The following is a 14694-nucleotide window of genomic DNA, read 5'->3' on the forward strand; positions in this document are numbered from 1 at the left end:
ACCGCGAGGTTGCGTTCTGCGGCGCTTGTCCTAGTGCGAAGTGCCGCGGACCTCACGTTCGGAGGTCCGCGCTACGTTGCTTGTCTTCACGAATCGCTCGAAACCGAAACCCGGCGTGTGACTCGCCATCCTGCTCGTCACTCATCACTAGCCGCTGCCTTCGGCATCCTTCATACTTCACACTTCAAACTTCATAATGCCCCACTCAGCTTCGCTGACCGCCCCGGTCAATCGGTGTGCCACGGCCCACCATCATATGTTCGTTCCCGGAAAGCTGCTTGCGTTATAATCACCTTCCGTACAGGGCTGAACTTCAGTTCACGGTGCCGCCGCATGGCACAGGCAGAGGGGGAAGTACTTGTATCTGAGGGCGATTCCACTAGACGCAGACAGCTCCGAGCAACGTCTCCTAAATATCGAGGATAAGCGAAGAAGCAACTTGTTCCGCTGGTCCGGGCAGTTTTCGCCTCAGCTTGTCGAGTTTTTTCTGGCGCGGTACGCCCGGGTCGGCAACATTGTCCTCGATCCCTTTGCGGGGAGCGGGACGGTCCTGTGCGAGTGCGGGAGGAAAGGGCTGGAAGCAGTCGCAGCAGAGATAAACCCTGCGGCTTACTCAATCGCGCGGCTATACCAGTTCATGAACTGCAAACAGGAGGACCGTCGCGGGTTGATCGCGGAAGTTGAGGATTCCATCGCACGTGCATTACCGCACTCGTGTCCTCTCTTCGAAGCCGGGACAGCCGATGCCGAACTCTCTGCGCAACGAGCGCTCCTTAAGGCCCGGGAGTCTTTAGACGAACCCCAATCCTTGGATCTCATTGAGGCCCTTATTGTCCTTTCGGACTTCTATAGGCCCGGTCTTGACCGCAATAAAGTAATGAGCGTGTGGAGCAAAATCGCCTCGGTTCTCAGTGAGCTTCCATACTCAGGCGCGGCTCTGAACGCTATGAACGCCGACGCGCGCAAGCTCCCATTGGCGAGTGAATCCGTCGACCTGGTGGTGACTTCCCCGCCTTACATAAACGTCTTCAACTACCACCAGCAATACCGTGCTTCGGCTGAGGCCCTTGGGTGGAATCTCCTGAATGTGGCGAAATCAGAGATCGGGTCAAACCGCAAGCACAGGGCGAACAGGTTCTTTACGGTTATCCAGTATTGCCTCGACATCGCAGGGGTGCTTATGGAACTCACGCGTGTGTGCAAGAGTTCTGGGCGAATCATCTTTGTCGTTGGGCGCGAGTCGAGAGTCCGGGGTACGCCCTTGCTTAATGGAGACATTGTGGCGCTTGTGGCGACTAAGTGTTTGGGCTTACGCATGAGGGCCCGCCAGGAACGGGTGTTTAAGAATAAGTTTGGTACCCGAATATTTGAGGACGTCCTGCATTTTACGGGCATCGCAAATATGACGCGCACGGCGACTGATCCCAAGCTTATCGGAAAGCTTATCTTGGAGGGCGCACTTAAGACCGCCCCCGCGTTGGCTGTTGCCGATATAAAGGATGCGCTAGGGCGCGTTCACGAAGTTTTCCCCTCGCCAATCTATGACCCTGGAGCCGCAAGGACGCTGGAGGAGATCAACTGTGCCCCCTCACCTCGATAAGTTGAACGCGGTCTTGGAGAACGCAAAGCTCCCTGTAAGCGACAGGCCTGCCATCGAGGCAGCGAAGAAGCGCTATCGTGAGTGGGCCGCTCAGATGGACCAAGTGAAGGAAACGCAAGACAAGAGAATTGACCAATTGGTGCGTCTCTTGAACGACTACCGACTGTATCTCGACGTGGACGTGATCTTTGACAGTGAGGCTGATTTTCTCTATAGGCAAAAGGGCCAACTTAAGCTCGACAATAGCGTGATCGAGGAGTTCTTGCCTTGGCTTATATGCCCTGCGGTCATACCGGAGCTCAAGGGGCTGGACATAGCCGTGGGGCCAGTGAGCTCGTACTCGTCTCTTTTCTTTAAGTCCAGCCTCGAGAACCCCTTGCACGGCGGAGGGCTGAGCATTCGAAGCAAGGATCAGGATTTTGCCATCAGCAGACCGCTTTATATCAAGGCGTCTCACAGTAAGGCTTTCGATGAGGGAAGGTGCCAAACTGAGACAACGAGCATCACGTACGTCGCTGCGGAGTGCAAGACAAATCTTGACAAGACCATGTTTCAAGAAGCCTGTGCGACCGCACGCGACACGAAGTTTGCCGTCGCTGGCGCGAAATACTACCTATTAGTCGAGTGGTTGGATATGACCCCTCTCAGCACGGCCGCCACAGACATTGACGAAGTGCTTATACTCCGCAAGGCGAAAAGGGTTAACTCAAACGTTCGAAGCGAGTATGCGGTGCGGGAAAAGCGGAGGGCACACCGCCAAGCATACATTGATAACCTCAAGGCGAATCCGTTCAGTCCGGACGTTTTCCGGCGGTTTGTCCAACACGTCGCAAAACTACTCCGGAACGAAGCCCCCGAGGAACGAAACGTACTAAGACAGGGCTACTTCTAGCGCCGACCGGCGGACGCCAAATTCGCGCGCAAAAGCCTACGGCGCAGCCCGGGTGCGGTGGCTGTCGGCTTTTACCTTTCAGGGCCTCCCCGCTGCCAAAGCCCCAACTGCCTGCTCTCCGGCTCGAAAGATTGGATATCGCTCTCAACGCCTGTCGCTAGGCGGTAGGATTCCCCCGCAAGTTGAATCATATTTGCCTTCGCCATTTCGGCGAGGGTGCGCTCGCACTCAGGCATGGGTCTTTGCATCGCGGCTGCAATTTCATGAGGCTCTGCGGTCTTTGTCGCATGCAATAACCTGATTACTATGATCCTGTCCAGATTATCAAGAGCTTGAGCCCGAGCACGCACGAAGGCAGAAAAGGCCGTGCTCTTGCGCCGTGAGAATCGGATGCAAAACGAATCCGCATCCACTGTTATCAGAGGGAAATCGTGGCCTGCGGAGAGAGAGTTGTAGTATATTCGGTCGACGCCGTCGCCGAATTTCCGGCACAATCCCGCTTGGCGCGCAGCCTCCGCAAGCCTAAAGTTTCGATATATCGGATGGGCCCTGATGAGGTTCTGCGGCGTAAGCCCTGCCAGGAGGCTGCCAGGGTTTTGAAACGCAATGTCATCCTCAGATACGGTAATTTCCGTGATCGCCTTCAACCTGTAGTCCCTGTGGATCAGCGCGTTAGCAATTACCTCTTGGAGCGTCTCGGAATCAAGCGGCACCTGTTCCGCAAGGTGTTTAACGAAACGTTCCAGGGCTCGGTATATGTTCAGCGTTTCTGTGCGGCCGCTTTCCGACACTCCAGACCGTCCAAGATACGAGAACGCAACCTGTGCATGGGGCATATATCTTGCGATCGCCCTTGGGTTTCCAAGGAGCAAGAGTCCTGCAATCGTCAGGCGCTCCCGGTCGGAGTCAAGTCGTGGCTCACTCCTTATCAGGCCGAGGTTCCTCAGGAAATCAAGTCCGCCAATTCCATACCGAGTAGCATGTCGTGATTCGCAGAGGACCTGCTCGAGCGTCCCTTGATCGACGTTTTCAGGCCCCGCATCCGGAATCACCAAGTCGCTGTAGTCGTCGGCGGACGTGGAATACTCAATGGGACACTGGTTGTCCTTGCGCTTATAGCATACGCCGCGAAACTTGTGGAGCTCGACAGACGACGTTTTCGGCACCGCCACGACGATAACGGCCCCCTCGGGGTCATGGACTAGCTCGGGCACCAACTCCCTCACCCAGAATGTCCGGCAAACTACAGGTGGAGTTGTTAATGTGCCGATCCTTTCCTCGACCCAGTCTGGATTTACTTGCGGGAACCGGCAAGTAGCAAAGCAGTCCGGCGCAGTCTTCTTGTTCGACACCCCCAGAACGACTAGCCCGCCTTCGGCATTCGCGAGGCATGTGGCCGCCTCGCAGAAATTCTGCGAAAGCTCCACCGTATTCCCGCCCCATCCCTTAACCTCAAGTGTTTGGCACTCAAGCTCGCATGCAGGCTTGGAGCGGATCATATCCAGGAAGTCACGCATTCGCCGGGCAAGCTCGCTGCGATCAGTCAGCATTAGTCATCACGAGGTCCAATGTGAAGGGGCCGAGGCGCAACCAGCAATGCGTGCACCCCACAATTACAAAATTCTTGCACAGGGCCCTCTCCTTCGCAAGGAATACATCTGAGTGGGGCGAGTGGCCGATGGCAACTGGTTCGGTCTGCAGATATCCTCAACCGCGACTCGAAAGACAGCGATGATTTTCGAAGAGTACCGACGAAATGCTAGAATTCTGGCTTACGTTTTCTGGCAAGAAATTCGAGCCAGCCATCGGAAGTGATGGTCCATGTAGCGCCGCCCTTCAGGGCGGCACGTGCCGGCTCCGCTGGAGCGGGACCGGCGCTAGGTGCAGGAGCATGTGCCGGGCTGAAGCCCCTACAACACCAGACCTTCCGGCCTTTGTAGGGCCGACCTTCAGGTCGGCAGGGGTTTTTGGGAATTGGGGCGAAGATGCCGGGCTGAAGCCCGGCGCTACGATTACGGAGAGCCGAAGGAGAGAAGTGCCGAACGACGATTACGACATGCTGGTGATTGGCTCGGGGCTGGCGGGACGCCGTGCGGCGATTCAGGCGTAGCGGCGTCTCGCCGGGGGTTATAAGAACGCCGCCTTCGACGGCATCAACAGGTTGCGATTGTAGTCGTGTTTTCCGGCAGCATATTGAAATATCGCCCGGAGAGGGCGTAGCGGCGGGTTCATCCCGCCACAACGTCAATGCTCTCAACGTGAGTTGGCGGCGTAAAGCCGCCGCTACTGCTTATCCTGACGGGAAGCATTCTTGTTTAACAGCTTGCGGAATTACCTGGGGCGGCTGAAGCAGCGAAATAAGCTGATCTGCTACTGGCTCGTCCGCCTGACGGGACGGCCCTCCCGCTTTACTTTTCGCGGGCAGACCTATCGCTGCTTCTGGCACCGTTATAATGCGACGTGGAGAAATGAACGGGCCATTGAGATTCCGATTGCGCGGAGTTTCCTGGCCGGGATTCCTCCAGATCAGGTGCTGGAAATCGGCAATGTCCTTTCCCACTACGGTCCGGTTTCGCACGAAGTGGTCGACAAGTATGAGCAGGCGGAGGGTGTGAGGAACCAAGACGTTTGCGATCTGAAATCCAATAAGAAATATACACTGATCCTGAGCATCTCAACGCTCGAGCACGTGGGGTGGGACGAGGAGCCAAGAGACGAGACGAAGGCGCCGAGGGCCATCGAAAATCTCCAAAGGCTTCTCGCGCCCGGCGGACGCCTGGTGGTTACTATCCCTGTGGGCTACAATCCGCCCCTCGACCGGATGATTGCGGACGGCCGCATAAGTTTTTCCTGGCACGCTTACCTGAAGCGGAGCCCGCGTCGTAATCAATGGCGCGAGGTCAGCGGCGCGGAGGTCCGTAATTCCGAATATGACCGGCAGACCAATTGCGCCCACGTGCTGTTTGTCGGCACGGTTGGAAATCGCTAGTGTAGTGCGTCTAAAAAGCCTTTACAATGTGCAGGGCGTGGCAGGGGCGTCCCGCCCGTGTCGGAGCACGGCCAGGATGGCCGTGCCACGGGGGCATTGTAAACAGAAATGCGACGCACGGCACTAGCTCAAGAAAATGCGCGCAGGCGCTTCGTCTGGGCCGCGTTTCTCGTCCTGAAAATGCAGCCCCGGAGTCTGGCGCTGTGCAAAACCCCCGGGACCGCGGCCAAAACTAATTTTTAGGCTTAAGATTGCCAGACGTTGGCTGGGAGAACACGAGGTCCTCTTTCCAGCCGCTAGGACTGATTTCTGTGATGGCGTGGTCGTTGGACGCGATGGTGTAGTAGTCGACCAGGGTCTGATTATTCTTGTGAGATTTGTCGACCAGCTTGACTGGCGCCTCTCCCACAAGTTTGCCGTCATGGTTGTAGAATTGGACCGCCGGCGCCTTGGGATTGTTGTTGACGACCTCGATTTTGTAATTTCCAGGCTTCAGTGTCAGCATCTTGCCGACCGTCGCAGGATAAAGCACGTTGATGTTTTTGGTTCTGGCGAATGCCATCCCAGTAAATAAGAAAATAACGCTCAATACCGATAAGGCTACTGTGTGTATTTTGTTACGCATGAAGGTGTAACCTCCCATTGATGATTTTTGCTCTCACTTATTATGAGAGCAAAACCCCAATGGGTGGTTGCCTGAGGGTGGGAAGAGTGGCGAGTTGCTCACATTTGGACCACCTCTGCGCCATAGAACGGCGATGCGCTGCGTAGGCTTGAACCCAGGCGGTGGCTGGATGGCGGTCGCAAAACAACGGCTTACCGCGGCCAGCGCGGTCTCCCCTGGAGCAGCCATGCGCTGCCAACCTGCTCCATTTTCACATCCTGAAGGCGGCATGCCTGCTCGATCCGCGCTACTCCCATTCCTGCCACTGCGGCCCGGCTTCGAACAGAACCCAGGACCAGCGGTGAAAGAAACCAGCAAACTCTGTTTACGAGGCGCAAGTCAAAGAAACTTCCCAGGACTTCGCCGCCTCCTTCGACCAGCAGGCTGATGATTTCTTCATTGGCCAGATGCCTGAGCAAGGCCCGCAGAGGAACCTGTTTGCCGCGGAAGGTTAGCACCCTTACGCCGGCATGCTCCAGACGAGCCTTCTTTGCGGAACTGGCTCCAGCGGTGCAAGCGACAATGCATTTCCCGGATTTCACCACTTTGCTGTCGAGCGGAATGCGCAGGCGGGAATCGAGAACTATTCGCCAGGGCTCTGCTGCGCCGTGCTGTCGCGGCCCCAGGTGGGGATCGTCACTCAGGACGGTGTTGATTCCCACCATCACAGCCTGATGTTCGGTTCGCAGGAGTCTCGCGCGGCGGCGGGCATCCTTGTCCGTGACCCACTTTGATTGTCCTGCCCGAGTTGCGATTTTTCCATCCAGGCTGGTCGCTGCTTTGACGGTGACGAATGGCATGCCGGTAGACCGGAGCTTCACATACATTTCGTTCAATAGGGTTGCTTCGCCCGAGCAAAGCCCGCCATGGACACGCAGCCCGTGTTTCGCGAGCAGCCGGGCGCTTCTGCCGGAAACCACCGGGTTGGGGTCTTTCATTGCATAATAGACTTCGCGGATCCCAGCCTTGAGGATGGCGTCCGTGCAGGGAGGTGTCCGCCCGTAGTGGCAGCAGGGCTCGAGCGTAACGTAGAGTGTGGCGCCGCGGGCGCGCGGGCCGGCGTCGAGCAATGCTTCAACTTCCGCGTGGTTGGTGCCTGCGCCGTGATGGAAACCTTTCCCCACCACGCGCCCGTCGCGAACTATGACACAGCCGACCCATGGATTCGGATAGGGCAACCCCGGACACTCACGCGCCAGGCGAAGCGCCGCGCGCATGTAGAATTCAGGTAGCTGACGAGAGGCTCGTGCGCGCAATCACTGCACCTTGCTGAGGAGGTGTCCGAGCTTGTCTTTTTTCACTTTCAGGTATGCATGGTTGGTCTTGCAAGGTTCAATTTCCAGCGGAACACGCCGCAGAATACTAAGACCATGTCTCCTGATCCCAGACAGCTTTTGGGGATTGTTGGTCAGCAGATGAATCTTGCCGACGCCGAGGTCCTTCAGAATCTGAGCGCCAACGGAGTAGTCCCGCATGTCGGCGGGCAGCCCCAGCCGTTCGTTGGCCTCCACCGTGTCCAGGCCCTTGTCCTGGAGCGCATAGGCGCGAATTTTGTTGGCGAGCCCGATGCCGCGTCCTTCCTGGCTGAGGTAGACGATCACCCCTTGACCCTTTTCACTGACCTTCTTCATAGCCGTAGCAAGCTGTGCGCGGCAGTCGCAGCGAATGGAGTGCAGAGTATCGCCGGTTACGCACTGTGAATGGACCCGCACCAGAACGGGCCGGTCCGCTACAATTTTTCCCATCACCAACGCCAGATGCTCGCGGTTCTGAGATGGGCACTCGTAAACGTAGGCGGTAAAATTGCCAAAGTCAGTGGGCAGTTGAGCCCTGGCCACGCAGTTGACCAGCTTTTCGCGATAGCGCCGGTATTCAACCAGTTGTTCAATGCTGATTACCTTCAGGCGGTGCTTGCGGGCGATCTTTTCAATGCTGGGCGCCAGCGCGGATTTCCCATTTTTGTCCAGGATCTCGCACATGACCGCCACGGGCTTCAGCCCGGCCATGCGCACCAGGTCGACGGAAGCCTCCGTGTGCCCAGCCCTCACCAGAACACCGCCACTGCGCGCCCGGACCGGGAAGACGTGCCCCGGCCGCACAAAGTCGTAGGACTGCGCCCGCGGAGAGCCCAGCAGGCGGACGGTGGTGGCGCGGTCCTGGGCTGAAATTCCCGTTGTAGTGCCTTTTCGGGCATCAACCGAAACCGTGAAGTCACAGCCGAACGGAGTGCCGTTGTCATCGGCCGCAACCATGGGCGGCAGGCCCAGCTTCAGCGCGCGCTCGCGGGTGAGAGCGGCACAAATCAAGCCTCCGCCGTCTCTGATCATCGTATTGATTTGCGCGGCAGAAGCCTTTTCCGCCGCCATCACAAAATCCGCCTCGTTTTCACGGTCCAGACTATCGCGGACAATGATGAGCCGGCCGGCGCGGATTTCCTGCACTGCTTCTTCAACTGTAACTGCATGCGACATAGTTTTGCTCAGCCTCTGGCACTGCTCAGAGCAGCCAGCAAAGACAAGGCCGTCTGCGCAGCTTCGATTCCCTTGTTGAATTTATTGTTTCCCGCGCGGCGCAACGCGTCGCGCACGTTGTAAGTGGCAAGGACCTCAAAAATGATGGGCACGTCATGCCGGAGCGAGACGTCCATAATTCCCCTGGCGCACTCGTTCACCACCAGCTCGAAGTGGTAGGTGTCGCCTTTGATCACGGCCCCGAGCGCGACCAGAGCGTCATACTTCTTCTGTCCCGCCAGCCGCTGTGCCAGGATGGGAATCTCGAAGCATCCCGGGACGGCAAAAGTCCGGATGTTCTCCTTCGGAACTCCCGCGGCCTGCAGGGTCGCCACACATTTCTTCTCCAGGCTCATCGTGATCTCGCGGTGGTATTCGCCGCGAACGATCGCGATGCGGAAACGCGAAGCGTCCTTACGCGCGAGACCGGGAGCCGGGGCGTTGGACTTTGCGTTCCGCAATCTCATTTCTTCAGCAGCCTTTCGATGTATTTGCCCAGTATGTCCACTTCGATATTGACCTGGCGGCCGGGCCGTTTGCCGCCGAGAGTTGTGCGGCTCAGTGTGAAAGCGAGCAGGGAACACTGGAAGGTGGAGCGCGTGGCATCCACCACCGTCAGGCTGATGCCATCGACGGCGATGGAGCCTTTGGGCACGATGTAGCGGGAAAATCGCACAGGTATTGAAAACGTAAAGAGCCTGGCCGCGCCCTCGTTCTGGATCGCCTTAATCCGCGCGGTCGTATCGACATGCCCCTGGACCAGGTGTCCGCCGATCAGGCTCTGGGGCGTCAGGCACCTTTCGAGGTTAACTTCGTCCCCGGCTTTCAAATTTCCCAGAGTGGCCTTTCGCAGCGTCTCGGGCATGTAAACAACCCGGAACGATCCATTATTGAAACTCTGCACGGTTGAGCATACGCCTTCAACGGAGATGCTTTCGCCGTCCTGCAGCTTCCAGTCCGGGGGCTTGCGAATGGTCACGATCCGCTGCTGGCGGGCCTTGCTGACCCTGAGCACGGGACTGGTGGTCTCAACAATGCCGCTGAACACATGGCCTCGGTTCGGCTTTCGCCGGCCGCTACGCCTTTGAAGCTATAGCGCGCTACGACGCGCCCTGGAACTCTGCAAGGCGGCTCAGCCCTGGGCTGGAAGCCAATTATCATGTTCTGGGAGACAGGGTCACGCCAGCGGGCGATCGCCGCGCCAACTGGACCCCGCAACGGGGCAAGGATTTCAAGCCAACTGTCCGCACCCGCAAACACGCACCGGCGCGGCCCCGCTAAAGGCCCGCCAGCACACAGTCTCAGGCGCCTGACCCTCTCCCATCCGGACTATACCGTCGGCCCCGGAATTCCACCGAGTCCTGAAGAACTCAATCCTTCTCCTGCCATCACCGCTTCACTGGCAAGCTCAGCAGACTAAAAGGTCGAGTTCTCCTCGCGGGCTCTACCGCCGATCGGGAATTGGGAAGACGTTCTAAGCGTCGTCCCTCACCCTGCCCCGAAGGTCATCTCAACAAGTTGTCATTCTACTTATACCATGAAAGACAGTGGCGCCTCAAGCTGCGCTGGGCTAGGGCAGGGTATTCTCCGAGTGGCACTTACGTCAAGGTCGGATAGTTGGCAGCCCGGCGCTAGGACAGCGAATGCCGGTTCGCGGAGAATTACGGGCCCACAAGAGACGGGTTCGAATGACGCGGTCATTGAACAGCGCAGAGACTCTTCTTCCGGAGGACTGCAAAATATGGTGACAGGCTCGTTTGTAGCGCCGCCGTCCCGGCGGCAATTGCCAGGGCCGCTCCCGCTTAGCGGGACCGGCGCTACGGAAGCCCATCATTCTATTATGCAATCCTCATTAGGAGTTTCACGTTATCCGACATTCAGACCTCTCTTCCATTTCCGCCGGCAATCGAACGCCCGGTGCGGCGCAATAGCACTCCTCGCGATGGCCGAGGGGCCTTATGCAAAATGCCGGTTTTCTTGCATGGCGGGTTGAGGTTGATGCCGCAGAAGAATCCGGAACCCGAGGCCGTGCGTGATCAGCAGCAGCGGCACTATCAAAGTCGGCAGGAAGAATGCGGCTCCCAACTGTCCCGCCAATAGTCCGGCGTGATTGGCCTGGTAGAAAGCGTTCAGGATATCGGCTGAACCCCAGACGCTGAAGATCCATGCGACGGCAACGCCAGCCGCACCGGGGAGCAATGACAGCGACAGCAAGGCAAGTGTCGCCGCAATGATATCTCCATAGGCCGCAGAGTGCGCGAAGGCAGGCGGCAGATCGGGTGACACGACACCGGGAACCAGGAATGCCAGCCCGATGAAGCGGAAGCTGTGCAGGATGAGCAGAGGCCGCAGCGCATCGGCCCGTGGCCGGAGGCGAAGTTCCGGCCAGATATATCGAGCGGTGACGGTCCCCCAGGCAATAAAGCTGAACGCGATGCTCAGGAAAAACCAGATCATTTGTTGTGGCATGTTTAACGTCTCCTTCTTAGAATTCCAGCCGTTGACCGCGACTGGTGGCGGGGATAGGGAGGTGGTCACGTCCCGGTACTGCGGGCTTGGCGGTGTTGGCGATGGCGTGCTCGCGGCGCCAGACTTTGGACTCGGTGGCGAATTGCGGCTTCGACGGGAACGGGCGGCGCAGTTCGCGGTCGTATCGGTCGAACTTAAAGCCAGGGCTGAGCGGGGCGATCATGAACTGCGCAAACTCGCGAAACCAATTGCCTAAGGTCCGCTGGTTGCCGGGCAGCGCCGCATAACGACGAGCAATCGTCTCGAAGTCCTCTGGGGGCCGGCCGGTCACATCGAGCACGTCGGTGGTTGGCGCCCCCAGCTCGAACGCGCCGCGCTTGTGATCGTCGATGTAGTAGCGAATGCCACTCAACACGTCGATTAGATAACCGATCATTCGTGCGGCTTTCATGAACAGCCAAGCCGGCGTCGGCACGACCTTGACTGATCGCCCAACGGCTCGGCCGACGGCTTTGGCCATGTCCTCCGCACCAAGAAGCTCCGGTCCGGTGGGGCGGTAGTTTTTTCCGGCTTGCCGTGCAGGATCGATTAAGGCCGCGACGGCGACCCGCGCGATATCTTCGTTCGAAGGTGGCGCATTGCGGCTACCGCCGAATATCCACGGGAACACGCCGAGATGTATGGCCGACCCGATCGTCACCAGGTAGGCGTCAGCGAAGAAGCCTGGCCTGACGATCGTATGCCCGACGCCAGGCGTCATCGAGAACAGCCGATCAACCAGCCAATGCTGGCGGGTCATGAGCGCGGGATGCGAAGGGCTGGCCAGCCATTGCGTCATGACGACGATGTGTTCGAGCCGGGCCTCCTTGGCGGCGACGGCGAAGGCGAGAGCTCCCTGAATCATGTACGGATCGAAAGGCGGACAATAATAGGCGCGCTGGACGTCCTTCAGCGCGTCGGCCACGCGCTCGACATCGCTCATGTCAGCGACCGCGACCTCGGCCCCTTGCGCTTTCAGCCGCGCGCTGCGGCCATCTTCTTGATGCACCATGGCACGAACGGGATAACCGGCCTTCAGCAGTTCGCTAACGACAACGCTCCCGGTCTTCCCAGTCGCGCCGGTCACGATGATCCTTGGCTTGATCATAAACGTCTCCTTCTAAGAAATTTGTCAGCTATTCCGCCGCGCCTCAGAAAGGCCAGCGACGGTTACTCTTACTGACCAACGGTGGCAGCTTTAGCTCACTGCTGCGCTCCTGGGCCCATCAATGCCCTCAGCGGCATCAAGGGTCCGACGGGAATGTACTGGTGATCCATCAAATGTTCCTTCGCGAGCGGCAGCGTTTCCATAATGGCCCGCGCCTCGTCCTCGGTCTTCGCGTCGACCACGAAGATGACGCCTTTGCCATCGCCGCGCGAATACCACTGGCGGATTTTCCCGTCGAGGTAGAGCTTCACCGTTGCCCGAATTTCTGCCGGTATGACGGCCATGATTTGGTCAGGGGTTACGCCCTGCCTGGGCGTCTCGATGACGATGACTTCCGTGGTTTTAGGTATAGCGATGCTGGGCACGCCTGAGGCGGTCGCCGACTGTGGTTGCGCTAAGAACACCATGGGAAGCACTGCCATAAGAAAAGGGACCATAAGTTTCATCGGGTTATCCTTTCGATTCAGTTTGTCTTCGTTCCATTTGCCCGATAAGAGTACGACCATACTCTTTCCAGGCAAAAAATTTTACTCTTCAGCGAAACACTTGATGAAAAAGTTCCTTGCCTCCCTCAACATGTGCTCACGTTTTTGAGCCGACGAGGTCATCCGGACATTCGTCAACACCCCAGCCATGCTCGGGAACAGCAGTTGAAACTTCGTCAGCTTTTCTTCTCGCGTCTGACCAGGCACAAATGGCAATAGACGCTCACGATACGCTTCGCGCAATGCCTCAATCCGTTTTCGCACGGGCAACGGCTTTCGGGCGAGCTCTGGCCCGAGGGCGGCGAAGACGCAACCCATTCCTGGCGAGTTCGCGTGGCGTGTGCTCAGATAGCGTTCGATAATGGCCCGCAGAGCCTGGCCTTCGGGCGCTGACTGTGCAGCTTCCAGCATGCCTCTTCCCATCTCATCGAACGCTCGCGCTACCGCGCCAACAAAAAGGTCATCCTTGCTGTCAAAGTGGCGGTAAAAGCCCCCTTTCGCCAAGCCTGCCTTCTTCATGACCGTGCCGATGCCACTGCTGTCCCCGCCGTGCTCCCGGAACGAGCGAGCGGCCATGGAAAGAATCTTCTCGTGGTTCTGCGCTTTGTGTTCCAGCGAGTATCGCATGACATAAGAGTACGCACGTACTCTAATGCTTGTCAAGCAGAAAATCGATTTTGTTAAAGCCCCCACAGCCGCCAGTCCCCTACCGTTCACCCTCCGAGTGTCGGTTCAGGGTTTCTCGCAAGATCTCGATATACCAGGCGTCCCGCGAGGGTGGACCATTACTCAGAGGTCTTGCCTCGTTTTCAGTAGCGGTCCTTGGGATGCCAAAGGTATTGCCAATCCCTCAAAGGATTATCGTAAAATGTTTCGGGATGACCCGTCGCGTGAAACCAGGGTTGTGGGCTGTCGTCATCTTGACGGCCATTGGTGCGTATGCCGCAATTCTGCTACTTCTCCGTCACAGGCGGCCACAGCCAGTGATACTGGAGGGGTCGGTCATCCGCCAGGATTCGCAGGCGGAAAGACGACAACCTCTGTCCGGCGTCCAAATAACCGCCCGCGAGGGTTCCGTAGCCACCACTGGCGAGTCGGACCCCTCAGGCTTCTTCAGGCTTGTATTGCCCATCAGCGGCCCCTCCAGCCTGCCCGTGTTGCTCCAATTTCGCCTCCCGGGATATGAGCCCCTGGACCTGCCAGTAGTCGGTGGAGGTCTGCTCTACGTGGCGAGGCTGATTCCGACGCCTTCGGAGCTCGAAACTCAACCCAATGTCCCCGAGGTAAAGGTCTCGAATGTTTCGGTGAGATATTCTGTGAAGACCACCGAGGCGGCGAACATTGGCAGCGCGGTCAGGACCTTTCAGGCCGTGAATACCGGGAACGTGCCGTGCAATCATCACGACCCCTGCTCGCCCGACGGCAAATGGAAAGCGGCGAGGGGATCAGTGGTGATGGACGCCGGAGAAGGGAATGAGTTTCGCAATGTGCGCGTTTCCTGCGTTGCGGGCCCGTGCTCGTTTACCAGAATCACTCCCGAGGACGTTCCCACGAACGTGCGCATACTTCGCGCCTCGGCGCTTAACTGGTCGGACACGGCTACCTTCCTCGTGGAAGCAGAGGTGGTTCATCCGCTGTATAGCGCGGAACTGCGCAAGTCGTACCCCGTGATGTTCGGGCGGGTGCTGGATTTCACGCTCCCGGCCTCAGCCGAAGCGGTGGCCCTGGAAGCAGACTTGGGCGGACATCATATTATCTTTCCACTAGGCCCAAAGCCCCTTCTGTCGTGGGCAACCTGCCAGGTGAGGGTCAACCTGAGCAAGTCGAAGGTTTACCGGTGTGAACTTACGCCGGGTTACGAATTTTGACCGGAGATCC

Annotated in this window: 15 protein-coding genes and 1 riboswitch; of the genes, 5 read left to right on the forward strand and 10 right to left on the reverse strand. The window is 58.0% G+C overall.

The window, feature by feature from the left end; translation table 11 throughout:
- Window positions 1–358 precede the first annotated feature (358 nt).
- Entirely contained in the window at window positions 359–1600 is a 1242-nt protein-coding gene (locus VFQ24_18525) for a DNA methyltransferase (protein HET9180357.1), read from the forward strand.
- Window positions 1581–2492 (forward strand): Bpu10I family restriction endonuclease, encoded by a 912-nt coding sequence (locus VFQ24_18530; protein HET9180358.1) that lies wholly within the window; start codon window positions 1581–1583, stop codon window positions 2490–2492. Before VFQ24_18525 ends, VFQ24_18530 begins: the two co-directional genes overlap by 20 nt.
- Window positions 2493–2563: 71 nt before the next feature.
- Here VFQ24_18530 and VFQ24_18535 read toward each other — a convergent pair whose 3' ends face one another.
- Complete coding sequence (locus tag VFQ24_18535; protein HET9180359.1) at window positions 2564–4042, reverse strand: ATP-binding protein; 1479 nt, start codon at window positions 4040–4042, stop codon at window positions 2564–2566.
- Between the two features lie 341 nt (window positions 4043–4383).
- On the opposite strand from VFQ24_18535, the gene VFQ24_18540 reads away from it, so the two are divergent.
- Together VFQ24_18540 and VFQ24_18545 are read left to right on the forward strand one after the other, a co-directional pair.
- Window positions 4384–4602: a hypothetical protein gene (locus tag VFQ24_18540; protein HET9180360.1), complete on the forward strand. Its 219-nt coding sequence runs from the start codon at window positions 4384–4386 to the stop codon at window positions 4600–4602.
- A gap of 201 nt (window positions 4603–4803) precedes the next feature.
- Entirely contained in the window at window positions 4804–5481 is a 678-nt protein-coding gene (locus VFQ24_18545; protein ID HET9180361.1) for a hypothetical protein, read from the forward strand.
- Between the two features lie 232 nt (window positions 5482–5713).
- Here the strand turns inward: VFQ24_18545 and VFQ24_18550 are convergent, their stop codons facing one another.
- The 9 genes from VFQ24_18550 to VFQ24_18590 form a co-directional block, all read right to left on the reverse strand.
- Window positions 5714–6106, reverse strand: a complete 393-nt coding sequence (locus VFQ24_18550) for a hypothetical protein (protein HET9180362.1) — start codon at window positions 6104–6106, stop codon at window positions 5714–5716.
- Window positions 6107–6297: 191 nt separating this feature from the next.
- On the reverse strand, window positions 6298–7362 hold the full coding sequence (gene ribD / locus VFQ24_18555) for a bifunctional diaminohydroxyphosphoribosylaminopyrimidine deaminase/5-amino-6-(5-phosphoribosylamino)uracil reductase RibD (GenBank protein ID HET9180363.1): 1065 nt from the start codon (window positions 7360–7362) through the stop codon (window positions 6298–6300).
- A gap of 39 nt (window positions 7363–7401) precedes the next feature.
- Complete coding sequence (ribA, locus tag VFQ24_18560; protein ID HET9180364.1) at window positions 7402–8616, reverse strand: GTP cyclohydrolase II; 1215 nt, start codon at window positions 8614–8616, stop codon at window positions 7402–7404.
- Window positions 8617–8624: 8 nt separating this feature from the next.
- The gene (gene ribH, locus VFQ24_18565) at window positions 8625–9122 is read right to left on the reverse strand and encodes a 6,7-dimethyl-8-ribityllumazine synthase (GenBank protein HET9180365.1); all 498 of its coding nucleotides are present in this window, start codon (window positions 9120–9122) and stop codon (window positions 8625–8627) included.
- Window positions 9119–9703 carry a riboflavin synthase gene (locus VFQ24_18570; GenBank protein HET9180366.1) on the reverse strand — a complete coding sequence of 195 codons (585 nt, stop codon included), beginning with the start codon at window positions 9701–9703 and terminating at the stop codon, window positions 9119–9121. Before VFQ24_18570 ends, ribH begins: the two co-directional genes overlap by 4 nt.
- Before the next feature lie 260 nt (window positions 9704–9963).
- Window positions 9964–10165: riboswitch (FMN riboswitch) on the reverse strand.
- Between the two features lie 446 nt (window positions 10166–10611).
- Complete coding sequence (locus VFQ24_18575) at window positions 10612–11124, reverse strand: hypothetical protein (GenBank protein HET9180367.1); 513 nt, start codon at window positions 11122–11124, stop codon at window positions 10612–10614.
- A 16-nt stretch (window positions 11125–11140) separates the two neighbouring features.
- Entirely contained in the window at window positions 11141–12271 is a 1131-nt protein-coding gene (locus tag VFQ24_18580) for an NmrA family NAD(P)-binding protein (GenBank protein ID HET9180368.1), read from the reverse strand.
- Between the two features lie 95 nt (window positions 12272–12366).
- Complete coding sequence (locus VFQ24_18585) at window positions 12367–12777, reverse strand: hypothetical protein (protein HET9180369.1); 411 nt, start codon at window positions 12775–12777, stop codon at window positions 12367–12369.
- An 81-nt stretch (window positions 12778–12858) separates the two neighbouring features.
- A complete protein-coding gene (locus VFQ24_18590) occupies window positions 12859–13479 on the reverse strand; it encodes a TetR/AcrR family transcriptional regulator (GenBank protein ID HET9180370.1) in 621 nt (206 codons plus the stop codon).
- Window positions 13480–13799: 320 nt separating this feature from the next.
- Between VFQ24_18590 and VFQ24_18595 the strand changes: the two genes are divergently transcribed.
- The gene (locus VFQ24_18595; GenBank protein ID HET9180371.1) at window positions 13800–14684 is read left to right on the forward strand and encodes a carboxypeptidase regulatory-like domain-containing protein; all 885 of its coding nucleotides are present in this window, start codon (window positions 13800–13802) and stop codon (window positions 14682–14684) included.
- Window positions 14685–14694 lie beyond the last annotated feature (10 nt).

This window comes from Terriglobia bacterium (assembly GCA_035712365.1).
In the GTDB taxonomy this organism is placed as follows: domain Bacteria; phylum Acidobacteriota; class Terriglobia; order UBA7540; family UBA7540; genus SCRD01.

Coding starts and splice junctions, on each gene's coding strand:
- VFQ24_18535 (HET9180359.1), bottom strand. CDS start 4,042: ATGCTGACTGATCGCAGCGAGCTTGCCCGGCGAATGCGTGACTTCCTG.
- VFQ24_18540 (HET9180360.1), top strand. CDS start 4,384: ATGTGCCGGGCTGAAGCCCCTACAACACCAGACCTTCCGGCCTTTGTA.
- VFQ24_18550 (HET9180362.1), bottom strand. CDS start 6,106: ATGCGTAACAAAATACACACAGTAGCCTTATCGGTATTGAGCGTTATT.
- ribD (HET9180363.1), bottom strand. CDS start 7,362: ATGCGCGCGGCGCTTCGCCTGGCGCGTGAGTGTCCGGGGTTGCCCTAT.
- ribA (HET9180364.1), bottom strand. CDS start 8,616: ATGTCGCATGCAGTTACAGTTGAAGAAGCAGTGCAGGAAATCCGCGCC.
- ribH (HET9180365.1), bottom strand. CDS start 9,122: ATGAGATTGCGGAACGCAAAGTCCAACGCCCCGGCTCCCGGTCTCGCG.
- VFQ24_18575 (HET9180367.1), bottom strand. CDS start 11,124: ATGCCACAACAAATGATCTGGTTTTTCCTGAGCATCGCGTTCAGCTTT.
- VFQ24_18580 (HET9180368.1), bottom strand. CDS start 12,271: ATGATCAAGCCAAGGATCATCGTGACCGGCGCGACTGGGAAGACCGGG.
- VFQ24_18585 (HET9180369.1), bottom strand. CDS start 12,777: ATGAAACTTATGGTCCCTTTTCTTATGGCAGTGCTTCCCATGGTGTTC.